We start from the raw sequence: 22,537 nt of genomic DNA on the forward strand, positions 1-22,537 counted from the left end.
GCAAGCCGCCATCCAAATAATTCTGAAAGCCCCCATGACAGAGCTGGCCAAACCATCCCGATCTCAGCGTCGCGAGTTCCGCAACATCAACGTCTTCTCGGACCTGACCGGCTACCGGTTGCCCCCCGCGGGCCTCGTGTCGATCCTGCATCGCGTGAGCGGCGTGCTGATGTTCCTGCTGCTGCCTTTCGTGATCTGGATGTTCGACACCTCCGTATCTTCCGAATACTCGTATGCCCGCTTCAAGGCCGCCTTCAACAGCGGCCTTGGTTTCGTTCCCGGATGGTTTTTGAAACTGGTGGCGCTGGCGCTGATCTGGGCCTACCTGCACCACTTCATCGCCGGCCTGCGGCACCTCTGGATGGACGTCAGCCACGCCGCGGTGAGCAAGGAATTCGGCCACAGCTCCGCGATCGCCACGCTGGCCATCAGCATCCTGCTGACGGTCGTGCTGGGCGCCAAGCTCTTCGGCCTCTATTGAAAAGGAGCACGACATGTCAGTGAACTACGGCTCCAAGCGCGTTGTCGTCGGCGCGCACTACGGACTTCGCGACTGGCTCAGCCAGCGCATCACCGGCGCTCTGATGGCGCTTTTCACGATCGCCCTGCTCGCGCAGGTGCTGTTTACACGCGGCCCCATCGGCTATGACACCTGGGCGGGCATCTTCGCGTCGCAATGGATGAAGGTGCTGACCTTCACGACGATCGCATCGCTGCTCTATCACGTGTGGGTCGGCATGCGTGACGTCTGGATGGACTACGTCCCGCCGGTCGGAATTCGCCTCGTCCTGCAGGTTTTCACCATCGTCTGGCTTGTGGCATGCGCGGGTTGGGCCATTCAAGTGCTCTGGAGAATCTAAGCGCCATGTCATACACCAACAATCAGATCACCAAGCGCAAGTTCGACGTCGTCATCGTCGGCGCCGGCGGCTCCGGCATGCGCGCCTCGCTCCAGCTCGCACGGGCCGGGCTCAACGTGGCCGTGCTGTCCAAGGTCTTCCCGACCCGCTCGCACACCGTCGCTGCCCAGGGTGGCGTCGGCGCCTCGCTCGGCAACATGAGCGAGGACAACTGGCACTACCACTTCTACGACACCGTCAAGGGCTCCGACTGGCTCGGTGACCAGGACGCGATCGAGTTCATGTGCCGCGAAGCACCGAAGGTCGTCTACGAGCTCGAGCACTTCGGCATGCCATTCGACCGCAACCCGGACGGCACCATCTACCAGCGCCCCTTCGGCGGCCACACGGCCAACTACGGCGAGAAGCCGGTGCAGCGCGCCTGCGCCGCGGCCGACCGCACCGGCCACGCGATGCTTCATACGCTCTACCAGAAGAACGTGGAAGCCCGCACCCAGTTCTTCGTCGAGTGGATGGCGCTCGACCTGATCCGCGACGCCGAAGGCGACGTGGTGGGCGTCACCGCGCTCGAAATGGAAACCGGCGACCTGCACATCCTGCAGGCCAAGACCGTGCTGCTGGCCACCGGCGGCGCCGGCCGCATCTTCGGCGCTTCGACCAACGCGTTCATCAACACCGGCGACGGCCTCGGCATGGCCGCGCGCGCCGGTATCCCGCTGCAGGACATGGAGTTCTGGCAGTTCCATCCGACCGGCGTGGCCGGCGCCGGCGTGCTGCTGACCGAGGGCTGCCGCGGCGAGGGCGCGATCCTGATCAACAGCAATGGTGAGCGCTTCATGGAGCGCTATGCGCCGACGCTGAAGGATCTGGCCCCGCGCGACTTCGTCTCGCGCTCGATGGACCAGGAAATCAAGGAAGGCCGAGGCTGCGGACCGAACAAGGACTACGTGCTGCTCAAGATGGACCACCTGGGCGCCGAGACCATCCACAAGCGCCTGCCCTCGGTGTACGAGATCGGCGTCAACTTCGCCAACGTCGACATCACCAAGGAGCCGATCCCGGTGGTGCCGACCATCCATTACCAGATGGGCGGCATTCCCACCAACATCCATGGCCAGGTCGTTGTGCCCAAGGGCGAGGACTACAACACCGTGGTCAACGGTCTCTACGCGGTGGGCGAATGCTCCTGTGTGAGCGTGCACGGCGCCAACCGCCTGGGCACGAATTCGCTGCTGGACCTGCTGGTGTTCGGCCGCGCGGCCGGCAACCACATCGTCGAGTTCAACCAGAAGAACCGCGAGCACAAGCCGCTGCCGGCCGACGCCGCCGACCGCACGCTGGAGCGCCTGAACTTCCTGGAGTCCTCCACCTCGGGCGAGTACGCGCAGGACGTGGCCAACCAGATCCGCGCGACCATGCAGGAGCACGCCGCGGTGTTCCGCACCCAGGCCTCGATGGACGAAGGCGTCAGGAAGATCGCCGCCGTGCGCGAACGCGCCAAGGCCGTCACGCTCAAGGACAAGTCGCGCGTCTTCAACACGGCGCGCATCGAGGCGCTGGAAGTCGACAACCTGATCGAAGTCGCGCAGGCCACCATGGTCTCGGCCGCCGCGCGCAAGGAATGCCGCGGCGCCCACACGGTGGAAGACTACGAGCGCCCGGCCGACGATCCGGTCGCGCCGCTGGGCCGCGACGATGCCAACTGGATGAAGCACACCCTTTGGCACAGCGAGAGCAACAGCCTCTCCTACAAGCCTGTCCGCCTCAAGCCGCTGACGGTCGACACCGTGCCGCCGAAGGTCCGCACGTTCTGAGTCCCCTCCACAAGGTTTACACGATGAAGCGCACATTCCAGATCTACCGCTACGACCCGGACAAGGACGCCAAGCCCTACATGCAGACGGTGGAGGTCGAACTCGACGGCCACGAGCGCATGCTCCTGGACGCCCTGATCAAGCTCAAGGCGCAGGATCCCACGCTGTCCTTCCGCCGCTCCTGCCGCGAAGGCGTCTGCGGCTCGGACGCGATGAACATCAACGGCAAGAACGGCCTGGCCTGCCTCACCAACATGCGTGCGCTCAAGGGCACGATCGTGCTCAAGCCGCTGCCGGGCCTGCCGGTGATCCGCGACCTGATCGTGGACATGACGCAGTTCTTCAAGCAGTACGACTCCATCAAGCCCTACCTGCAGAACAACACGGTGCCGCCCGAGAAGGAGCGCCTGCAGTCCCCCGAGGAGCGCGAAGAGCTCAATGGCCTGTACGAGTGCATTCTGTGCGCGAGCTGCTCGACGAGCTGCCCCAGCTTCTGGTGGAACCCCGACAAGTTCGTCGGCCCCGCCGGTCTGCTGCAGGCCTACCGCTTCATCGCTGACAGCCGCGATCAGGCCACGGCGGAGCGCCTGGACAACCTGGAAGACCCATACCGCCTGTTCCGTTGCCACACGATCATGAACTGCGTGGACGTGTGCCCCAAGAGCCTGAACCCCACCAAGGCCATCGGCAAGATCAAGGAACTGATGGTGCGTCGCGCCATCTAGCTCTACGCATACTGGCGACCCCCCCATGCAATCCGCCGCCGACCTCGACCAGCCGATCAGCGAACGCGCGCTGAGCAAGCTCAAATGGCGTTGCCGGCGCGGCTTGCTCGAAAACGACCTGTTCATCGCGCGCTTCTTTGCGCGGCACGAGCAAGGTCTGACCTGCGGGCAGGCGCAGGCACTGGAGACATTGATGGACCTGTCGGACAACGATCTGCTCGACCTCCTGCTTCGACGAAAGGAGCCCGAGCCCGGATGGGCCGGTGCCGATGTGGTCGAACTGTTGCAGCTGATGCGTACCGAGGGCGCGCACCCCCTCCATTCCTGATCTATTTTTTGAAAGAAAGTCGCAATGAAAGCTTCCGACACCAAAGCCACCCTGTCGTTCAGCAACGGCGGACAAAGCGTCGAGATGCCGATCTACAAGGGCACCATGGGCCCCGATGTGATCGACATCCGCAAGCTCTACGCCCAGACCGGCATGTTCACCTATGACCCGGGCTTCATGTCGACGGCGTCGTGCGAGTCGGCCATCACGTACATCGACGGTGACAAGGGCGAACTGCTCTATCGCGGCTACCCGATCGAGCAGTTGGCCACCAACTGCGATTTCCTCGAGACCTGCCACCTGCTGCTGTACGGCGAGTTGCCCAACCAGGAGCAGAAAAACTCCTTCACCAAGCTCGTGACCAACCACACCATGGTCAATGAGCAGATGCAGTTCTTTCTGCGCGGCTTCCGCCGCGACGCGCATCCGATGGCCATCATGACGGGCCTGGTGGGCGCGCTCTCGGCCTTCTATCACGACAGCACGGACATCAACAATCCGAAGCACCGCGAAATCGCCGCGATCCGCCTGATCGCGAAGATGCCGACGCTGGTGGCCATGGCCTACAAGTACACGATCGGCCAGCCGTACATGTACCCGAAGAACGAGCTCAGCTATGCGGGCAACTTCCTGCACATGATGTTCGCAACGCCGTGCGAGCCGTACAAGGTAAGCCCCGTGCTCGAGCGTGCGCTCGACCGCATCTTCATCCTGCACGCCGACCACGAGCAGAACGCTTCCACCTCCACCGTGCGGCTGTGCGGCTCGTCGGGCACCAACCCCTTCGCGGCCATTGCGGCTGGCGTGGCCTGCCTCTGGGGCCCGGCACACGGCGGTGCCAACGAGGCGGCGCTGAACATGCTCTACGACATCCAGAAGGCTGGCGGCGTGGACAAGATCGGCGAGTTCATCAAGCAGGTCAAGGACAAGAATTCCAACGTCAAGCTGATGGGCTTCGGGCACCGCGTCTACAAGAACTACGACCCGCGCGCCAAGCTGATGCAGGAAACCTGCCGCGAAGTGCTGGGCGAGTTGGGCCTGGAGAACGATCCGCTGTTCAAGCTGGCCATGGCGCTGGAGAAGATCGCACTGGAAGACGAATACTTCGTCTCGCGCAAGCTCTACCCGAACGTCGACTTCTACTCCGGCATCGTGCAGCGCGCGATCGGCATCCCGGTGCCGCTGTTCACTGCCATCTTCGCGCTGGCACGCACGGTGGGCTGGATCGCCCAGCTCAACGAGATGATCGGCGACCCCGAGTACAAGATCGGCCGTCCGCGCCAGCTCTTCGAAGGTTCACCCAAGCGCGACGTGCAGCCCATCGCCAAGCGCTAACTCAGCGCGGATCGCCACTGGCGTTCATTGCGGAAAGCTGCCCTCGGGCAGCTTTTTTGCGTATTGGCTGACATGCATCGCCTTCGCGCCGGTGCATCCTTTGCAGCACTTTCAACGAAGGAGTTAGGTCATGAAGAAGCTCGCCGCACTGATCGCCGTCGCTTTTACCCTTGCCGTGCCGCTGCATGGCTGCAATACCTGGCGCGGAGCCGGCCAGGATGTGCAGAAAGCCGGGGAAAAGATGGAAGACGCGGCCAAGAAGCGCCAGTAACCCTTTCTCCGGGTCCGCGGACTGACATCGTCCGCGGGCACCTTGGTCATCGCGCATCGCGATGGCCAGCTCCCGAAAACGGGGGAAAATAGCGGCTTCCATCTCCATACGAGATGTCGCCGCCCCCCATGACTCTCTCCGAACGCAGCTTTGCCCGCCGCATCGACCTCACGTCGTTGCAGCTTTTCGTGGCTGTGTGCGAGCTCGGCAGCATCGGCCGTGCGGCGGACCGCGAGTTCATCGCCGCCTCGGCGATCAGCAAACGTCTCTCGGACCTCGAAACCACGCTGGGCACCCCTCTGCTCTATCGCCACGCGCGCGGCGTCGACCTGACGCCAGCGGGTGAAAGCCTGCTGCACCATGCCCGCTCCGTGCTTTACAGCCTGGAGAAGATGCAGGGTGAATTGAGCGAGTATGCCGAGGGCGTGCGCGGGCACGTGCGCGTGCACGCGAATATCTCGGCGATCGTGCAGTTCCTGCCGGAGGATCTGGGCGCCTTCACGCGCCAGCACGATGCCATCAAGATCGACCTCGAGGAGCATCTCAGCAGCGAAGTGGCGCGAGCCGTGCACGAGGGCGCGGCCGACCTGGGCATTTGCCACGTGCCCGAGGGCGCCCACGAGTTGCAGACTCTGCCCTACCGGCGCGACGCGCTGGTCCTGATCGTTCCCCAGGGCCACCCCCTGTCGGGGGAACGCAGCCTCGGATTCGCCGACTCGCTGGCCTTCGACCACGTCGGCCTCCACACCAACAGCTCGATCTACGTGGCCATGCACCAGGCTGCACTGGCTGCGGGCCGCAGCATCAAGCTGCGGATTCACGTCACGGGCCTGGACGCCATGTGCCGCATGATCGAAAACGGCCTGGGCGTCGGCGTGATGCCTCAGCGCGCCTTCCAGCTGATGCAGGGCGGCATCGGCCGCGGCCTGCGCAGCGTCGCGCTCCAGGACAGCTGGGCCGCCCGGGAGATCCGGCTGGTGGCACGCGACTTTTCCACGCTGCCCGTCGCGGCGCGCATGCTGGTCAAGCACCTGCAGGCGCCGGACGCGGCAGCCGATCCGCTGGCCGCCTGAGCGGCGGATCGGCACACAATTCCCATCCCCACGAAAGAGACCATCACCATGGCACGCACGCTCTACGACAAGCTCTGGGACGAACATGTCGTCCATACCGAGGAAGACGGCACATCGATCCTGTACATCGACCGCCACCTCGTTCACGAAGTGACCAGCCCACAGGCTTTCGAGGGACTGCGCGAGGCGGGCCGCAAGCTGTGGCGAATCAGCTCCGTGGTCGCCACCGCGGACCACAACACACCGACCACGCACTGGGAGCGCGGCTACGACGGCATCGAGGACCCGATCAGCAAGGAGCAGATCACCACGCTGGACAGCAACATCAAGGAATTCGGCGCAGCCGCCTTCTTTCCCTTCCTGAGCAAGCGCCAGGGCATTGTCCATGTCATCGGCCCCGAGTCCGGCGCCACGCTGCCGGGCATGACCGTGGTCTGCGGCGACTCGCACACCTCCACGCACGGCGCCTTCGGCGCATTGGCGCACGGCATCGGCACCAGCGAGGTCGAGCACGTCATGGCCACGCAGACACTGTTGGCCAAGAAGGCCAAGAACATGCTCATCAAGGTCGAAGGCAAGCTCGCACCAGGCTGCACGGCCAAGGACATCGTGCTGGCCATCATCGGCAGGATCGGCACTGCAGGCGGCACCGGCTACACCATCGAGTTCGGCGGTTCGGCGATCCGGGACCTCACCATGGAAGGCCGCATGACCGTGTGCAACATGGCGATCGAGGCTGGCGCGCGCGCCGGGCTGGTGGCGGTGGACGAGAAGACCCTTGCCTACGTCAAGGGCCGGCCGCTGGCGCCGAGCGGCGTCGAATGGGACCAGGCCGTCGAGTACTGGAGGACCCTGCATTCCGACCCGGGTGCGCATTTCGACACGGTGGTCGAGCTCGATGCCGCCCAGATCAAGCCGCAGGTCACCTGGGGCACCTCGCCCGAGATGGTGATCCCGGTCGACGGCCGGGTGCCCGATCCGGACAAGGAGAAGGACGCCAACAAGCGCGGTGCCATCGAGCGGGCGCTGAACTACATGGGCCTGGAGCCCAACAAGCCGATGAACGACATCTTCATCGACAAGGTCTTCATCGGCTCGTGCACCAACAGCCGCATCGAGGACATGCGCGAGGCCGCGGCGATGGTCAAGAAGCTGGGCCAGAAGGTGGCCAAGAACGTCAAGCTGGCCATGGTGGTGCCGGGCTCGGGCCAGGTGAAGGAGCAGGCCGAGCGCGAAGGCCTGGACCAGATCTTCAAGGCCGCCGGCTTCGAGTGGCGCGAGCCCGGATGCTCGATGTGCCTGGCGATGAACGCCGATCGCCTGGAGCCCGGCGAGCGCTGCGCCTCCACCAGCAACCGCAACTTCGAAGGCCGGCAAGGCGCCGGCGGCCGCACCCACCTCGTGAGCCCGGCCATGGCCGCGGCCGCCGCGGTGCATGGGCACTTCGTCGACGTCCGCCAATTCGCCTGAACGCCAAGGAGACTCATCATGCAGAAATTCACCGTGCACAAGGGCCTCGTGGCACCGCTGGACCGCGAGAACGTCGACACCGACGCCATCATTCCCAAGCAGTTCCTGAAGTCGATCCGGAAGACCGGCTTCGGCCCGAACCTGTTCGACGCCTGGCGCTATCTCGATCCGGGTGAGCCGGGCCAGGATCCGGCCTCGCGCAAGCCCAATCCCGATTTCGTGCTCAACCAGCCGCGCTATGCGGGCGCCTCCATCCTGCTGGCGCGCCAGAACTTCGGCTGCGGCTCCTCGCGCGAGCACGCCCCGTGGGCGCTGGACCAGTATGGCTTCCGCGCCATCATCGCGCCGAGCTATGCGGACATCTTCTTCAACAACAGCTTCAAGAACGGCCTGCTGCCGATCGTGCTGCCCGAGTCGCAAGTGGCCCAGCTCTTCGACGAAACTTTCGCCTTCCCGGGCTACAGCCTGACCATCGACCTGGAAGGCCAGGTCATCGTCAAGCCCGACGGCAGCGAGTTGGCCTTCGACGTGCAGCCCTTCCGCAAGTACTGCCTGCTGAACGGCCTGGACGACATCGGCCTGACGCTGCGGCACAAGGACAAGATCCAGGCATTCGAGGCGGAACGGCTGACCAAAAAGCCCTGGCTGGCGCACCAGATGATCAGCTGAACTCTTATTCCTCTATCTTTTCCTCGGAATGACCTCATGAAAATCGCAGTTCTCCCCGGCGACGGCATCGGCCCGGAAATCGTGGCCGAAGCGATCCGCGTGCTCGACGCGCTGGAATTGCCCTACGAAATGGAATCGGCGCCGGTGGGCGGCGCGGCCTACGAAGCGCATGGCCATCCCCTCCCCGAAACCACGCTGAAACTGGCCAAGGACGCCGACGCCGTGCTTTTCGGCGCCGTGGGCGACTGGAAGTACGACCGGCTGGAGCGCTCGCTGCGTCCGGAGCAGGCCATCCTGGGGCTGCGCAAGAGCCTTGGCCTGTTTGCCAATTTCCGACCGGCGATCTGCTACGAGCAGTTGGTCGGCGCTTCCAGCCTCAAGCCGGAACTGGTTTCCGGGCTGGACATCCTGATCATCCGCGAACTCACCGGCGACATCTATTTCGGCCAACCGCGCGGGCGCCGCAGTGCGCCCGACGGGCATTTCCCCGGCGCGGAGGAGGCCTTCGACACCATGCGCTATACACGGCCCGAGATCGAACGCATCGCCCATGTCGCCTTCCAGGCGGCGCGCAAGCGCAGCAAGCGGGTCACCAGCGTGGACAAGGCCAACGTGCTCGAAACCTTTCAGCTCTGGAAGGACGTGGTGACGGATGTCGCCAAGGAGTACCCTGACGTCGCACTCGACCATATGTATGTCGACAACGCGGCGATGCAGCTCGTCAAGGACCCGAAGAAGTTCGACGTGGTGGTCACCGGCAACATGTTTGGCGACATCCTTTCGGACGAGGCGGCGATGCTCACCGGCTCGATCGGCATGCTGCCCTCGGCCTCGCTCAATGCCAGCAGCCAGGGCCTGTACGAGCCCAGCCACGGCAGCGCGCCCGACATTGCCGGCAAAGGGGTCGCCAATCCTTTGGCTACAATTCTGTCCGCTGCCATGATGCTCCGCTTCTCCCTGAACCAAGCCGAAGCTGCCGACCGGATCGAGTCGGCGGTCAAGCATGTGCTGGCGCAGGGTCTGCGGACGGCGGACATCTGGTCGGAAGGAACGACCAAGGTCGGCACGCGCGAAATGGGCGACGCCGTGGTGGCAGCCATCACCAAAAAGACGATTACCGGCTAACCGCAGCCCGCTTCGTCACGCCCTTCCCTGGCTCTGACGAGCCGGGCGCAAAGAGAAAACAACTTTCTTCTTTCTTCAAAAGGGCAAACTGAAATGGCGAACGCATCTCAACCTCTGGTCGGTCTCGTCGGCTGGCGCGGCATGGTCGGCTCGGTCCTGATGGACCGCATGCAGGCCGAAGGCGACTTCCACCTGATCGAGCCGCTGTTCTTCTCCACCTCCAACGTGGGCGGCAAGGCCCCGGCGATGGCGAAGAACGAAACCTCCCTGAAGGACGCGCACGACATCGAGGCGCTGCGCAGGTGCGACATCGTCATCACCGCCCAGGGCGGCGACTACACCAGCGCTGTCTTTCCCAAACTGCGCGCCGCGGGCTGGAACGGCCATTGGATCGACGCCGCCTCGACCCTGCGCATGAACGATGACGCGATCATCGTGCTCGATCCGGTCAACCTGCCCGTCATCCAGAACGCGCTGGCCAAAGGCGGCAGGAACTGGATCGGCGGCAATTGCACCGTGAGCTGCATGCTGATGGGCGTGGGCGCCCTCTACAAGGCCGGGCTGGTCGAATGGATGACCAGCATGACCTACCAGGCTGCCTCGGGCGGCGGCGCGCAGCACATGCGCGAACTCCTGACCCAGTTCGGAAGCCTGCACGCCGACGTGCGCGCGCTGCTGGACGACCCGAAGTCCGCCATCCTCGAAATCGACCGCAAGGTGCTGGCGCGCCAGCAATCGTTGAGCGCCGCCGAGACCGCCAACTTCGGCGTTCCGCTGGGCGGCAGCCTGATTCCCTGGATCGACAAGGACCTGGGCGACGGCACCAGCAAAGAAGAATGGAAGGGCGGCGCCGAGACCAACAAGATCCTCGGGCAGGGCGCCGGCTTCGGCACCGCCGCCACGCCAGTCGACGGCTTCTGCGTGCGCATCGGCGCCATGCGCTGCCACAGCCAGGCGTTGACCTTCAAACTCAAGAAGGATGTGCCGCTGGCCGATATCGAGGCACTCATCGCGGCCGACAACGCCTGGGTCAAGGTGGTGCCCAACAACCGCGAAGCCACGATGCGCGATCTGACGCCGGTGGCGGTAACCGGCACGATGAACATTCCGGTCGGACGCCTGCGCAAGCTCGCCATGGGCCCGGAGTATCTCGGCGCCTTCACGATCGGCGACCAGTTGCTTTGGGGTGCGGCGGAGCCGCTGCGGCGCATGCTACGAATTTTGCTCGAGGTGTGAAGCACGGCACGGGGTGACTTGCCAGGCAGGCCCCAGTTGCGGTACTGCAACACGGAATCGGCTCCGAAGTTGGTGCGCACTGGGTAGATAAGGCCTGTCGCCTTGTCAGTGCGGGATGTTGATGTTAACGTCCTCTTACACTTTCGGGCCCGAATTGCCCCTATCAGCATGACACGACATCCGTTGCCTGAGGCCCGACTGCCGGCCGCGAGCCCCACTGTCCGGGGCCAGCTTTCCGTTCTGAGCGCGGCGGTGGCGCTGGCCCTGGGGCTGGTAAGTCTTGACGCCGATGCGCTGACGCTAGGGCGTCTCAACGTGCAGTCGGCCTTGGGCGAGCCCCTGCGGGCAGAGATCGAGGTCTCCGAAATGTTGCCGGGCGAAGCGGACGGGTTGAAGGTCAACCTCGCTCCCGCTTCGGCCTTCAACGCGGCCGGTGTGCCCTTCAACGCCATGCTCAGCGACGTGCGCACCACCCTGCAGCGTCGCGCGGATGGCCGCTACGTGGTGAGGCTCAGCAGCAACCGATCGCTCAGCGAACCATTCATCGACCTGCTGATCGAGGCGAGCTGGAATTCCGGCCGAGTCGTGCGCGACTACACCGTCCTGCTCGACCCGCCGAAGAGCCGGCCGACCCAGGCCGCAGCGCCAGTTGCTCCGATCGCGCCGCAAATCAGTGCAGCGCCTGCAGTGCGTGGCGCGGAAGCGTCCCAGGCGCCATCGCGCCGCCAGCAGTCCGTCGCAGTTGCGCCCAGCGCAGCGGCGGCCGCCCCTGCGGCCAGCGAGCGCAGCGTTCGCACCAGTCCGAGCGACCAGCAGGTGACCGTCCAACCCGGCGACACCGCTGGCCGCATCGCGAGTGCCAACAAGCCTGCCGACGTCTCGCTCGACCAGATGCTGGTGGCTCTGTTACGTTCCAATCCCGGCGCTTTCATCGGCGGGAACATCAATCGCCTCAAGGCCGGTGCCGTGCTCGACATGCCGAACGCATCTCAGGCGGCCGCAGTTCCGGCCGACGAGGCCCGGCGTACGGTGGTCGCACAGAGCCGCGACTTCGGTGAATATCGCAGACGCTTGGCGGACAACGCCCCCGCTTCCCGCGTGGCCGATGCCGACCGGCAGGTAAAGGGCTCGCTGCAGGCCAACGTCGAAGACCGCAACGCCGCCAGTGCCGCCTCCGACAAGCTGCGTGTCACTCAGGGTGGGACGGCACGCCAGAGCGAAGAACAACTGGTCCGCAGCCGGCAAGCGCAGGACAACAGCGCGCGCGTTGCCGAACTGTCCAAGAACATCGAGGAGTTGAACAAGCTCCAGAATGCCAGCAGCGCTCCGCCTGCTGCAGCTGCGGCGCCTGTTGCTCCCGCGCCGACGGCTGCGGCACCCGCCGCGTCGGCCGCCCCTCCGGCGGAATTACCTGCGGCCCCGGCGACGACTTCCGCTGCGGCCGCCCTCCCCGCTGCCCAGACTCCCTCTGCCTCGACATCAGCCCCTCAGCCGGCTGCCGCAGCTTCTTCGCCCGGACCTGAAGCAGCGGCCCCGGCAGCAGCCACGCCATCCGCTGCAACGGCCAAGCCGACGGCGCCTTCCGCGCCCACCGTTCCCGAGCGCAGCATGCTGGACGAACTGGCCGACAACCCCTTGGTCCTCGGCGTCGCTGCGCTCATCGCCTTGCTGATCGGCTTTTTGCTCTATCGCGTGCTCGGCCGCAAACGGAACGAAGCGGGCGACAGCGTCTTCCTCGAGAGCCGCATTCCGAAGGACTCCTTCTTCGGCGCCAGCGGCGGCGAATCGGTGGACACCAAGAATCGCGGCAATTCGGTGGCCTCTTCGCTGTCCTATTCACCCAGCCAACTCGATGCAGGCGATGTGGACCCCGTCGCCGAGGCCGATGTCTATCTCGCTTACGGCCGAGATCTCCAAGCCGAGGAGATTCTGCGCGAGGCGTTGCGCGTCAATCCGGAGCGCGTGGCCATCCACCTCAAGCTGCTCGAGATCCATGCCAAGCGGCGCGACCTGCGCGCCTACGAGGCGCTGGCCTCCGACGTCCGCAAGCTGACCGGCGGAACCGGTGCCGACTGGGTCCGCGTGGTGGAAATGGGCAAGGAGCTGGACCCCGGCAATCCGCTGTACGAAGCGGGTAACGCGGCCGGCGTCACGCCGGCGGAAGCCGCCGCCTTCGCCGGTACCCTGGCCGCGGCCACGGTTGCACCAATCGCCACGACTCAGCCGGCGCCTCTTGCCCCCGAGGTGACCGCGCCGCCGCCCGCCTTCGTACCCTCGGTGGCGCCGCTCGATTTCGACCTGGATCTCAGCAAACCACCCGCTCCGGCCAGCGCCAGCGCCAGCGCGACTCTGCCGCCTACACAGATTCAATTGCCTTCCTCGCCGACCGTCCCGCAGATCCCGAAAGCAGCGGGTCTCTCGAACGGCAGTCATGCAGGCCCGACGCAAGCGGCCCGGATCGAGTTGCACAACGACTTCGACACGGCCCCTGGCGCGCTCGATGCCACTACCGTGCGCGCCCCGCTGGCAATGAACGACGACATGACGCAGCCGGTCACTGTGCGCGCCGGCCTGCCGGGCGATTCGGGCTTCATCGAGTTCGACATGAGCTCAATGGCCGGTCTTCGCGCCCCTGCCGACACTGAGCGCGGCCGGCTGGAGCCGCTGCCGGAGGAAAGCGGCGAAAACCCGCACGCGATCAAGCTGTCGTTGGCGCGCGAACTGCAGGCACTCGGTGACGTCGAGGGTGCCCGCTCTCTGGTCGAGGAAGTGGCCGCCGAAGGCTCGGGCGATGTGAAGGCGGAAGCCAGGCAACTGCTCGGCGAGCTGCGCTGAGCGTCGTATGGCGCCGATGTCCCGGTGAGGCTGGCCCTCGGCATTCGCTACAACGGCCAGGCCTATGACGGCTGGCAGAGTCAGCCCTCGGGCCGCACTGTCCAGGACAAGCTGGAACGTGCGCTCAGCCAGTTTGCCGCCCAGCCCATTTCCACCCTCTGCGCCGGCCGCACCGACGCCGGTGTGCACGCGCTGATGCAGGTGGTGCACTTCGACACTTCGGTCGATCGCGCGCCCTTCTCCTGGGTCCGTGGCACCAACCGTTTCCTGCCGGACGACATCGGGGTCCAGTGGGCACAGCCGGTGCCCGACGCATTCCACTGCCGGGCCAGCGCGCTCACGCGGCGCTACCTCTACGTGTTGTCGCAGTCGCCGGTCAGGCCCAGCCTCGATACGGGCCGGGTGGGATGGTCCATGCACGCGCTGGACGGCGACGCGATGCGCGCCGCTGCATCCCTGTTGATCGGCCGGCACGATTTCAGCTCTTTCAGGGCTTCGGCCTGCCAGGCCTTGTCGCCGGTAAAGGAAGTGCGGCGCATCGAAATTACCCGGCGCGGCGAAGCCGACCGTTGCCGCTGGCACTTCGAATTCGAGGCGGACGCCTTTCTGCACCACATGATCCGCAACATCATGGGCTGCCTGGTGCGCATCGGCCATGGCAAGGCGCCGCCGGAGTGGATGCGCGAGGTGCTGGAAGCACGCAGCCGCCTGGTCGCCGCTCCCACCTTCTCGCCGAACGGGCTCTATTTCCTGGGGCCTCTCTACGATGCCGGATGGGGTCTTCCAGCCGAAGCGACGAGGCAAGCCGGCGGCGCTGCGTATGATGGCCCGCCATGAGCCTCGCCACACGTACCCGCATCAAGATTTGCGGGCTCACGCGCGAGCAGGACGTGGACGCCGCCGTCGAGGCCGGTGCCGATGCGGTGGGCTTCGTGCTGTATCCTGCCAGCCCCAGGGCCGTGAGCGCTGAACGGGCGCGCGCCCTGGCCGAGCGGTTGCCTCCTTTCGTCACACCCGTACTGCTGTTCGTCAACGAGCCCGCCGCCACGGTGCAGGCGTCGATGGCCAACGTGCCGGGTGCCATGGCCCAGTTCCACGGCGACGAATCGCCCGAGCGGTGCTGGGAATCCAGCGGACAAGGCGCCCACCGCTACATGCGAGCCGCCCGCATTCCGATGGACGCGACCGCACGCCGCTTCGACCTCGTAAAATACGCCTCCGATTACTGCCGCGCCCAGGCCATCCTGCTCGACGCCCATGTCGAGGGCTATGGCGGCGGCGGCAAGGCATTCAATTGGTCACTTCTTCCAACCGCCGTCGACGCTCACCTCGTCTTGAGTGGTGGGCTCGCACCTGCAAACGTGGGCGATGGCATTCGCCGTTTGCGCACGGCCGGGAAGTCTCTGGCCGTTGACGTGAGCTCCGGCGTCGAGGCCTCCAAGGGCATCAAGGACGCCGTGAAGATCCGCGAATTCGTGGCCGCCGTGCGGGCGGCCGATGCATTGTCCTAGCGCCTTGCCCGGCTCGATCGTCCGGTTCGATCGTCCGGCGTAAACCGCCCACCGATCGAGACCATGACCATCTACGACCAACCCGACGCCAGCGGCCATTTCGGCATCTACGGCGGCACCTTCGCGAGCGAGACACTCACGCATGCGATCAACGAATTGCGCGAGGCCTACGCGAAATACAAGGACGACCCCGCGTTCCAGGCCGAATTCCGGTACGAACTCGCGCATTTCGTCGGCCGCCCCTCCCCGATCTACCATGCGGCCCGCATGAGCCGCGAGATGGGGGGCGCCCAGATCTACCTGAAGCGCGAAGACCTCAATCACACCGGCGCCCACAAGATCAACAACACCATTGGACAGGCCATGCTCGCCAAGCGCATGGGCAAGCCACGCGTGATCGCCGAGACCGGAGCCGGACAGCATGGCGTGGCCACGGCCACCATCTGCGCGCGCTACGGGCTCGAATGCGTGGTCTATATGGGGAGCCAGGACGTCAAGCGCCAGAGCCCCAACGTCTATCGCATGAACCTGCTCGGTGCGACCGTGGTCCCCGTGGAATCGGGCAGCAAGACGCTGAAGGACGCGCTCAACGAAGCCATGCGCGACTGGGTGACCAACGTCGAGAACACCTTCTACATCATCGGCACCGTGGCCGGCCCGCATCCCTACCCGGCGATGGTGCGGGATTTCCAGTGCGTGATCGGCAACGAATGCATCGCCCAGATGCCCGCCATGCTGGCCGCGCAGGGCATCACCGGCGAGGCAGAAGGCCGGCAGCCGGATGTGGTGGTGGCTTGCGTGGGCGGCGGTAGCAACGCGATCGGCATCTTCCACCCCTACATTCCGTTCGCGGGCACGCGGCTGGTGGGTGTGGAGGCGGCCGGCGAGGGCCTGGACAGCGGCAAGCACGCAGCCTCGATCCTCCGGGGCAGCCCGGGCGTGCTGCATGGCAATCGCACGTACCTGCTGCAGAACGAGGACGGCCAGGTCACCGAGACGCACAGCATCAGCGCCGGCCTCGACTACCCCGGCGTCGGACCGGAGCACGCCTACCTGGCGGACATCGGCCGCGCCGAGTACGTGGGCATCACCGACGCCGAGGCGCTCGAAGCCTTCCACTATCTGTGCCGCAGCGAAGGCATCATCCCCGCCCTCGAATCGAGCCACGCGGTGGCGTATGCCATGAAGCTCGCCAAGACCATGCGCCCCGACCAGTCGATCCTGGTCAATCTCTCGGGCCGCGGCGACAAGGACATCGGCACCGTGGCCGATCTGTCTGGGGTGGACTTCTATGACCGGCCCTCGATGCGCGGCCTCAGCGTGAAGGGAGGCCGCGCATGAGCCGCATCGCAGCCGCCTTCGAGCGCCTTCGCGACAATGGCCGCAGGGCGCTGATTCCCTACGTCACGGCCGGTTTTCCATATGCCGACATCACACCCGAGTTGATGCACGGCATGGTCGAGGCCGGGGCCGACGTGATCGAACTCGGCGTGCCCTTCTCCGACCCGATGGCCGACGGGCCGGCTATCCAGGCCGCCGGAGAGGCCGCGCTGGCCATGGGCGTCGGCATGAAGCACGTGCTCGCCATGGTGACCACTTTCCGCGAGAAGGACGCCAGTACGCCCGTGGTCCTGATGGGCTATGCCAATCCTGTCGAACGCTACGACGGCGTGCATGGCAAGGGCAGCTTCGTCCGCGATGCGGCCGCGGCCGGCGTGGACGGCGTGCTGGTGGTCGACTACCCGCCCGAGGAATGCGAGGACTTCGCCGCCGCCCTGCAGGCGCACGGCATCGACCTGATCTTCGTGCTGGCGCCGACCAGCACCCCGGAGCGGATGGCGCAGGTGGGCCGCATCGCCGCGGGCTACGTCTACTACGTCTCGCTCAAGGGCGTGACCGGCGCCGGCCACCTCGATACTGAAGCGGTGGGCCGGATGATTCCCCGCATCCGCGAGCATGTGAAGCTGCCGGTGGGCGTGGGCTTCGGCATCCGCGACGCCCGCAGCGCGCAGGCCGTCGGCTCGGCGGCCGACGCGGTGGTGATCGGCACCCGCATCATCCAGCTGATCGATGGCCAGGCGCGTGAACAGGTCGTGCCGCTGGTGCGCGAATTCCTTTCCGAGATCCGGCAGGCACTCGACGCGCTGCCCGCCGCCACGGCCAAGAATGCGGCGGGTCGGTAGAATGGACCGGTTTTGCCTCGGATGGAGAACCCATGAGCTGGCTTGAAAAACTACTCCCGCCCAAGATCGCGCCCACCGACCCCAGCGAACGCCGCCAGATGCCCGAGGGCCTCTGGATCAAGTGCCCGAGCTGCGACACCGTGCTCTACAAGACCGACCTCGAGCACAACCAGAACGTGTGCCCCAGTTGCGGCCATCACCACCGCATCGCCGCGCGCGCACGGCTCGACGCCTTTCTCGATGCCGAAGGCCGCTACGAAATCGGCCAGGAAGTGCTCCCGGTCGATGCCCTCAAGTTCAAGGACAGCCGCAAGTATCCCGAGCGACTCAAGGAAGCGCTGGAGAACACCGGCGAGACCGACGCGCTGGTGGTGATGGGCGGCTCCGTCCACAGCATCAACGTGGTGGTGGCCTGCTTCGAGTTCGACTTCATGGGCGGCAGCATGGGCAGCGTGGTGGGCGAGCGCTTCGTGCGGGGCGTCGAAACCGCGATAGAGCAGAAGGTGCCCTTCATCTGCTTTACCGCCACCGGCGGCGCGCGCATGCAGGAAGGCCTGCTCTCGCTGATGCAGATGGCCAAGACGAACGCCGCGCTCACGCGCCTGGCCAAAAAGGGGCTGCCCTACATCAGCGTGTTGACTGACCCGACCATGGGTGGCGTCAGCGCCGGCTTCGCCTTCGTGGGCGACGTGGTGATCGCCGAGCCCAAGGCCCTGATCGGTTTCGCCGGCCCGCGCGTGATCGAATCCACCGTCCGCGTGACGCTGCCGGAAGGCTTCCAGCGCGCCGAGTTCCTGCAGACCAAGGGCGCCATCGACTTCATCTGCGACCGCCGCGAGCTGCGCAAGACGGTCGCCAGCACCTTGGCGATGCTGCTGCGCCAACCCGCCGACGCGGTGGTCTGAAAAGAGGCTTCCGCCCTCTCTGGCGACCTATCGGCCCATGCCAAAGGCCGTCGTCATCAGGCTGCCGAGCACGATGGCCCCGACCTGCAGCAGCACGATGGCCGCGAGTGGCGAGAGATCCACGCCGCCCACGAGCGGGATGAAGCGCCGCAGCGGCCGCACCAGCGGCTCGGCCAGGCGCGCAATCAGGTCCTGCAGCATTGACGACGCGCTCGGCACCCACGACAGGATGGCGTAGACGATCAGCAAGGCAGTCAGGCCCGAGACCGCCAGCTGCATCAGCCCGATCAAGGACACCAGCGGCAGGATTGCCCAGCGCTCGATCGCGCCCAGCAGCGACCACAGCAGCAGGAACTTCAGCATCACCAGCAACCAGGCGGCCACGGCGCTGGCCAGGTCCCAACGCTTGACGGATGGCACGACGCGCCGGATCGGCAGCACGATCCAGTCGGTGATCGCGAACACGAAGCGCCCGAGCGGGTTGCCGAAAGGCACGCGGTGATACTGCATGTACAGCCGCAAGAGGCAGGCGCCGCCGAGAAGGCCGACGATCACATCGAGAAGAAACGAGGGGATCTGGTAGAGCATGGCGCGCTGTCGTGAACGGAATGCGATGATAGCCACGCCAGGTTCCGCAATGACCACACAACCCCTCACACAGCCGATCCCCTTGTTTCCCCTGGGGACGGTGCTTTTTCCGGGCGGATTCCTGCCTCTGCGCATTTTCGAGGTGCGCTACCTGGACCTGATCGGCAGGTGCCACAAGCTGGGCGCGCCGTTCGGCGTGGTCAGTCTTACCCAGGGCGAAGAGGTCCGGCGCGCCGGCGCGGAAGCAGAACGCTTCGCCGGTATCGGCACGATGGCTGTCATCCGCGCGTTCGAGGTTCCGCAAGCCGGCCTGATGCAGATCGAATGCGAAGGCACCCAGCGCTTTCGCGTGCATGCCAGCGAGCAGCAGAAGCACGGCCTGTGGATCGCACAGGTCGAAGCCCTCCCCGGCGACATCGAGGTGGCCGTGCCCGACGACCTGCTCTCCACCGCCGACGCGCTGCGCCGCCTTGTGGACACGCTGGAAGAGCGCCGCCTGCTGCCGGGCAACGAGCAGCTTCGCCTGCCGGTCCAGGCGCCTTTTCGGTTCGACGATTGCGGCTGGGTGGCCAACCGCTGGTGTGAACTGCTGCCGGTGCCGGCACCGCTCAAGCAGCGGCTCATGGAGCTCGACAGCCCGTTGATGCGCCTGGAGCTGGTCAGCGATCTGCTGGCACGCACCGGCATCACCTGACCGGCCGTGCGTGCGGCCCGCGAAGCGTGGCCGGCTAAAATGGCGGGTTGCGCGCGAGCGCGCGTGCTTCTCTATCGCTCCATGTCCGACGCTCAGTCCTCCCCCGCCCCCACCACAGACGACAACCAGCTCATCGCCGAACGGCGTGACAAGCTGAAGGCGCTGCGCGCCGCGCAAGCCGAGGGCAAGGGCGTTGCCTTCCCGAACGATTTCAAGCCGGCCGACCGCGCCGCAGCGCTGCTCGCCGTCCACGGCGAGACGCCCCCCGAGGCGCTCGAAGCCGAGGCCATCGCCGTCAGCGTTGGCGGCCGCATGATGCTCAAGCGGGTGATGGGCAAGGCCAGCTTTGCCACCTTGCAGGACGCCACCGGCCGCATCCAGCTCTACGTCACACGCGACGCCATCGGCGAGGAGGCCTACGCCGCATTCAAGCATTGGGACCTTGGCGACATCCTTGGCGCCGAGGGCACCGTCTTCAAGACCAAGACCGGCGAGCTCTCGGTCAAGGTCACCAGGCTGCGCCTGCTCACCAAGAGCCTGCGCCCCCTGCCCGACAAGTTCCATGGCATGGCCGACCAGGAGCAGAAGTACCGTCAGCGCTACGTCGACCTGATCACCGACGAATCTGCGCGGGCGCGCTTCACGGCGCGCAGCCGCGCCGTCAGCGCCCTGCGCGAGTTCATGGTGGACAACGGCTTCCTCGAGGTCGAGACGCCGATGCTGCACCCGATCCCGGGCGGCGCCAACGCCAAGCCCTTCAAGACGCACCACAACGCGCTGGACCAGGAGATGTTCCTGCGCATCGCGCCTGAGCTCTACCTCAAGCGGCTGATCGTCGGCGGCTTCGAACGCGTGTTCGAGATCAACCGGAGCTACCGCAACGAAGGCATCTCGGTGCGGCACAACCCCGAGTTCACGATGATGGAGTTCTACGCGGCCTACTGGAACTACCGCGACCTGATGGACTTCACCGAGACGCTGATCCGCGCCATCGCGCAGAAAAGCGTGGGCAGCCTCCAGCTCGAGTACCAGGGCAAGCCGGTGGACCTGCGCCCGCCTTTCGAGCGGCTCACCATCCGCGAGGCGATCGCCAAGCACACCGAGGCGGGCGCCGATGCCGACGATGCCGCGTGGCTGCGCGACGCCTTGCGCAAGCTCGGCCTGAACGACGAGAAGGACAAGCTGTCCCAACGCAGCCTGGCCAGCTTGCAGGTGATGTATTTCGAGGAGACGGTGGAAGAAAAGCTCTGGCAGCCCACCTTCATCATGGAGCATCCGACCGAGATCTCGCCGCTGGCCCGCGCCAACGACGAGCGCCCGGAGGTTACCGAGCGCTTCGAGCTTTACATCACCGGCCGGGAGTTCGGCAACGGCTTCAGCGAGCTCAACGATGCGGAGGACCAGGCCGCGCGCTTCAACGCGCAGGTCTCGGCCAAGGACAGCGGCGACGACGAGGCCATGTTCTTCGACCACGACTTCGTGCGCGCCCTCGAGTACGGCATGCCGCCCACCGGCGGCTGCGGCATCGGCATCGACCGGCTGATGATGCTGCTGACAGATTCGCCCAGCATTCGTGACGTAATCCTCTTCCCGGCCCTGCGGCGGGAATCTTGAGCGCGCCCGCATCCGCCATCGGAATCGGCATCGACTTCGGCACCTCCAATTCCGCAGTCGGCAGCGTCGCAGGGAACGGTTTGGCCCGCACGCTGGCGCTGGAAGGCGCCGCCACGACGATTCCGACGGCGGTCTTCTTCAATACGGAGGACCACAGCACGCACTTCGGGCGCGAGGCGATCGCGCTGTACCTGGCCGGCACCGAGGGGCGGCTGATGCGCTCGCTCAAGAGCCTGCTCGGCAGCGCCCTCATGCAGGACCAGACAGAGATCGGGCACCAGCGGGTCAGCTTCGAGGACATCATCTCCCTCTTTCTCGCGGAGCTCGCGACGCGCGTCGAACGGCAACTCGATTCGCGGCCTTCGCGGGTGGTCCTGGGAAGGCCGGTGCATTTCGTCGACGACGATCCGACGCGCGACCGGGAAGCCGAAGCCGCGCTGCGCCGGGCCGCGCGGAAGGCGGGCCTCGGCGAGGTCGGCTTTCAGTACGAGCCGATCGCCGCCGCCTTCGACTACGAAAGGCGCATCGCCCGCGAATCACTGGTGCTGATCGTCGACATCGGCGGCGGCACCTCGGACTTCACGGTCGTTCGCCTGGGCCCCGAGCGCATGACCAAGGCCGACCGGGCCGGTGACGTGCTGGCCACCACGGGCGTGCACATCGGCGGCACCGACTTCGACCAGCGTCTGAGCATCGAGGGCGTGATGCCGCAATTTGGCTTCCGTCACATCGGACCGCAGGGGCGGGAAGTGCCGAGCAGGACCTTTTTCGACCTGTCCTCCTGGCACCTGATCAACTGGCTCTACGCGCCCAAGGCGCTGCGGCAGGTGCAGGAGCTTCGCGTCAACTATCTGGACACGCGCTTGCACGACCGGCTGATGCGTGTGCTCGAAGACAGGCAGGGCCATCGCATCGCCAGCGAGGTGGAGGACGCCAAGATCCGCGCCTCGATGACGAACAAGGTTGCGGAGATCGACCTGTCCTTCGCGGAGTCGTACCTGAACGCCATGCTCACGGCCAGCGACCTGGACAAGCACCTCGCGGCACCACTCGACAGCGTGCTGGCCTGTGCCCGCGACTGCGTGGCAAGCGCCGGCCTGCGCGGCGACCGGCTGGACGCGATCTACCTGACCGGTGGCTCCTCGGCGCTGCGACCCTTCCAGGGCGCGCTGCGGCACGCCTTTCCGGGCAAGGAGCTCATCGAAGGCGATCTCTTCGGCGGTGTGGCGTCCGGCCTGGCCTATGCGGCGGCCGGCCTGTCGCCCGCCGGATGAAGCGAGCGTCACTCGCCAGGCGCAGCG

At 65.9% G+C, this 22,537-nt stretch carries 22 protein-coding genes; 21 read left to right on the plus strand and 1 reads right to left on the minus strand.

Annotated features, from left to right (window positions below; genetic code table 11):
- Positions 1-34 precede the first annotated feature (34 nt).
- From sdhC to accD, 18 genes are all read left to right on the plus strand, one after another.
- Positions 35-481 carry a succinate dehydrogenase, cytochrome b556 subunit gene (gene sdhC / locus ABEA07_RS00285; RefSeq protein WP_345535117.1) on the plus strand — a complete coding sequence of 149 codons (447 nt, stop codon included), beginning with the start codon at positions 35-37 and terminating at the stop codon, positions 479-481.
- Positions 482-494: 13 nt separating this feature from the next.
- Positions 495-860 (plus strand): succinate dehydrogenase, hydrophobic membrane anchor protein, encoded by a 366-nt coding sequence (gene sdhD / locus ABEA07_RS00290; protein WP_345535118.1) that lies wholly within the window; start codon positions 495-497, stop codon positions 858-860.
- A gap of 5 nt (positions 861-865) precedes the next feature.
- A complete protein-coding gene (gene sdhA / locus ABEA07_RS00295; RefSeq protein WP_345535119.1) occupies positions 866-2,674 on the plus strand; it encodes a succinate dehydrogenase flavoprotein subunit in 1,809 nt (602 codons plus the stop codon).
- A gap of 23 nt (positions 2,675-2,697) precedes the next feature.
- Positions 2,698-3,399, plus strand: coding sequence for a succinate dehydrogenase iron-sulfur subunit (locus ABEA07_RS00300; RefSeq protein ID WP_345535120.1), 702 nt, complete (start codon positions 2,698-2,700; stop codon positions 3,397-3,399).
- A 25-nt stretch (positions 3,400-3,424) separates the two neighbouring features.
- The gene (locus ABEA07_RS00305) at positions 3,425-3,727 is read left to right on the plus strand and encodes an FAD assembly factor SdhE (protein ID WP_345535121.1); all 303 of its coding nucleotides are present in this window, start codon (positions 3,425-3,427) and stop codon (positions 3,725-3,727) included.
- A 24-nt stretch (positions 3,728-3,751) separates the two neighbouring features.
- Entirely contained in the window at positions 3,752-5,062 is a 1,311-nt protein-coding gene (gene gltA, locus ABEA07_RS00310) for a citrate synthase (protein ID WP_345535122.1), read from the plus strand.
- Between the two features lie 130 nt (positions 5,063-5,192).
- Complete coding sequence (locus ABEA07_RS00315; protein WP_345535124.1) at positions 5,193-5,333, plus strand: entericidin A/B family lipoprotein; 141 nt, start codon at positions 5,193-5,195, stop codon at positions 5,331-5,333.
- Between the two features lie 128 nt (positions 5,334-5,461).
- On the plus strand, positions 5,462-6,406 hold the full coding sequence (locus ABEA07_RS00320) for a LysR family transcriptional regulator (protein ID WP_345535126.1): 945 nt from the start codon (positions 5,462-5,464) through the stop codon (positions 6,404-6,406).
- A 48-nt stretch (positions 6,407-6,454) separates the two neighbouring features.
- Positions 6,455-7,876, plus strand: coding sequence for a 3-isopropylmalate dehydratase large subunit (gene leuC, locus ABEA07_RS00325; RefSeq protein ID WP_345535128.1), 1,422 nt, complete (start codon positions 6,455-6,457; stop codon positions 7,874-7,876).
- Between the two features lie 18 nt (positions 7,877-7,894).
- On the plus strand, positions 7,895-8,545 hold the full coding sequence (gene leuD, locus ABEA07_RS00330; protein ID WP_345535129.1) for a 3-isopropylmalate dehydratase small subunit: 651 nt from the start codon (positions 7,895-7,897) through the stop codon (positions 8,543-8,545).
- Between the two features lie 36 nt (positions 8,546-8,581).
- Positions 8,582-9,670: a 3-isopropylmalate dehydrogenase gene (leuB, locus tag ABEA07_RS00335; RefSeq protein WP_345535130.1), complete on the plus strand. Its 1,089-nt coding sequence runs from the start codon at positions 8,582-8,584 to the stop codon at positions 9,668-9,670.
- A gap of 93 nt (positions 9,671-9,763) precedes the next feature.
- On the plus strand, positions 9,764-10,906 hold the full coding sequence (asd, locus tag ABEA07_RS00340; protein WP_345535131.1) for an aspartate-semialdehyde dehydrogenase: 1,143 nt from the start codon (positions 9,764-9,766) through the stop codon (positions 10,904-10,906).
- 108 nt (positions 10,907-11,014) lie between these two features.
- Complete coding sequence (locus tag ABEA07_RS00345) at positions 11,015-13,741, plus strand: motility hub landmark protein FimV (protein WP_345535389.1); 2,727 nt, start codon at positions 11,015-11,017, stop codon at positions 13,739-13,741.
- A 24-nt stretch (positions 13,742-13,765) separates the two neighbouring features.
- Positions 13,766-14,578, plus strand: coding sequence for a tRNA pseudouridine(38-40) synthase TruA (gene truA / locus ABEA07_RS00350; RefSeq protein ID WP_345535133.1), 813 nt, complete (start codon positions 13,766-13,768; stop codon positions 14,576-14,578).
- Positions 14,575-15,252 carry a phosphoribosylanthranilate isomerase gene (locus ABEA07_RS00355; protein WP_345535135.1) on the plus strand — a complete coding sequence of 226 codons (678 nt, stop codon included), beginning with the start codon at positions 14,575-14,577 and terminating at the stop codon, positions 15,250-15,252. Before truA ends, ABEA07_RS00355 begins: the two co-directional genes overlap by 4 nt.
- A 63-nt stretch (positions 15,253-15,315) precedes the next feature.
- Positions 15,316-16,593, plus strand: a complete 1,278-nt coding sequence (gene trpB, locus ABEA07_RS00360) for a tryptophan synthase subunit beta (RefSeq protein ID WP_345535137.1) — start codon at positions 15,316-15,318, stop codon at positions 16,591-16,593.
- A complete protein-coding gene (gene trpA / locus ABEA07_RS00365; RefSeq protein ID WP_345535139.1) occupies positions 16,590-17,435 on the plus strand; it encodes a tryptophan synthase subunit alpha in 846 nt (281 codons plus the stop codon). Before trpB ends, trpA begins: the two co-directional genes overlap by 4 nt.
- Positions 17,436-17,467: 32 nt before the next feature.
- The gene (accD, locus tag ABEA07_RS00370) at positions 17,468-18,340 is read left to right on the plus strand and encodes an acetyl-CoA carboxylase, carboxyltransferase subunit beta (RefSeq protein WP_345535141.1); all 873 of its coding nucleotides are present in this window, start codon (positions 17,468-17,470) and stop codon (positions 18,338-18,340) included.
- 27 nt (positions 18,341-18,367) lie between these two features.
- Here accD and ABEA07_RS00375 read toward each other — a convergent pair whose 3' ends face one another.
- Positions 18,368-18,928 carry a YggT family protein gene (locus ABEA07_RS00375; RefSeq protein ID WP_345535143.1) on the minus strand — a complete coding sequence of 187 codons (561 nt, stop codon included), beginning with the start codon at positions 18,926-18,928 and terminating at the stop codon, positions 18,368-18,370.
- Between the two features lie 25 nt (positions 18,929-18,953).
- Between ABEA07_RS00375 and ABEA07_RS00380 the strand changes: the two genes are divergently transcribed.
- The 3 genes from ABEA07_RS00380 to ABEA07_RS00390 all read left to right on the plus strand — a co-directional run bounded on the left by ABEA07_RS00380 (position 18,954) and on the right by ABEA07_RS00390 (position 22,510).
- Entirely contained in the window at positions 18,954-19,622 is a 669-nt protein-coding gene (locus ABEA07_RS00380) for an LON peptidase substrate-binding domain-containing protein (RefSeq protein WP_345535390.1), read from the plus strand.
- Positions 19,623-19,703: 81 nt separating this feature from the next.
- Positions 19,704-21,236, plus strand: a complete 1,533-nt coding sequence (gene lysS / locus ABEA07_RS00385) for a lysine--tRNA ligase (RefSeq protein WP_345535144.1) — start codon at positions 19,704-19,706, stop codon at positions 21,234-21,236.
- The gene (locus tag ABEA07_RS00390) at positions 21,233-22,510 is read left to right on the plus strand and encodes an Hsp70 family protein (protein ID WP_345535145.1); all 1,278 of its coding nucleotides are present in this window, start codon (positions 21,233-21,235) and stop codon (positions 22,508-22,510) included. Before lysS ends, ABEA07_RS00390 begins: the two co-directional genes overlap by 4 nt.
- Positions 22,511-22,537: the final 27 nt, after the last annotated feature.

This window comes from Variovorax defluvii, from assembly GCF_039541515.1.
GTDB lineage: Bacteria > Pseudomonadota > Gammaproteobacteria > Burkholderiales > Burkholderiaceae_C > Variovorax > Variovorax defluvii.

Excerpts from the sequence above, each read along its gene's own strand:
- asd (WP_345535131.1), top strand. The coding sequence starts at position 9,764 with ATGGCGAACGCATCTCAACCTCTGGTCGGTCTCGTCGGCTGGCGCGGC.
- trpA (WP_345535139.1), top strand. The coding sequence starts at position 16,590 with ATGAGCCGCATCGCAGCCGCCTTCGAGCGCCTTCGCGACAATGGCCGC.
- ABEA07_RS00300 (WP_345535120.1), top strand. The coding sequence starts at position 2,698 with ATGAAGCGCACATTCCAGATCTACCGCTACGACCCGGACAAGGACGCC.
- ABEA07_RS00320 (WP_345535126.1), top strand. The coding sequence starts at position 5,462 with ATGACTCTCTCCGAACGCAGCTTTGCCCGCCGCATCGACCTCACGTCG.
- leuD (WP_345535129.1), top strand. The coding sequence starts at position 7,895 with ATGCAGAAATTCACCGTGCACAAGGGCCTCGTGGCACCGCTGGACCGC.
- leuB (WP_345535130.1), top strand. The coding sequence starts at position 8,582 with ATGAAAATCGCAGTTCTCCCCGGCGACGGCATCGGCCCGGAAATCGTG.
- ABEA07_RS00355 (WP_345535135.1), top strand. The coding sequence starts at position 14,575 with ATGAGCCTCGCCACACGTACCCGCATCAAGATTTGCGGGCTCACGCGC.
- accD (WP_345535141.1), top strand. The coding sequence starts at position 17,468 with ATGAGCTGGCTTGAAAAACTACTCCCGCCCAAGATCGCGCCCACCGAC.
- lysS (WP_345535144.1), top strand. The coding sequence starts at position 19,704 with ATGTCCGACGCTCAGTCCTCCCCCGCCCCCACCACAGACGACAACCAG.
- sdhA (WP_345535119.1), top strand. The coding sequence starts at position 866 with ATGTCATACACCAACAATCAGATCACCAAGCGCAAGTTCGACGTCGTC.
- ABEA07_RS00375 (WP_345535143.1), bottom strand. The coding sequence starts at position 18,928 with ATGCTCTACCAGATCCCCTCGTTTCTTCTCGATGTGATCGTCGGCCTT.
- trpB (WP_345535137.1), top strand. The coding sequence starts at position 15,316 with ATGACCATCTACGACCAACCCGACGCCAGCGGCCATTTCGGCATCTAC.
- ABEA07_RS00315 (WP_345535124.1), top strand. The coding sequence starts at position 5,193 with ATGAAGAAGCTCGCCGCACTGATCGCCGTCGCTTTTACCCTTGCCGTG.
- sdhD (WP_345535118.1), top strand. The coding sequence starts at position 495 with ATGTCAGTGAACTACGGCTCCAAGCGCGTTGTCGTCGGCGCGCACTAC.
- gltA (WP_345535122.1), top strand. The coding sequence starts at position 3,752 with ATGAAAGCTTCCGACACCAAAGCCACCCTGTCGTTCAGCAACGGCGGA.
- ABEA07_RS00380 (WP_345535390.1), top strand. The coding sequence starts at position 18,954 with ATGATAGCCACGCCAGGTTCCGCAATGACCACACAACCCCTCACACAG.
- leuC (WP_345535128.1), top strand. The coding sequence starts at position 6,455 with ATGGCACGCACGCTCTACGACAAGCTCTGGGACGAACATGTCGTCCAT.
- ABEA07_RS00305 (WP_345535121.1), top strand. The coding sequence starts at position 3,425 with ATGCAATCCGCCGCCGACCTCGACCAGCCGATCAGCGAACGCGCGCTG.
- sdhC (WP_345535117.1), top strand. The coding sequence starts at position 35 with ATGACAGAGCTGGCCAAACCATCCCGATCTCAGCGTCGCGAGTTCCGC.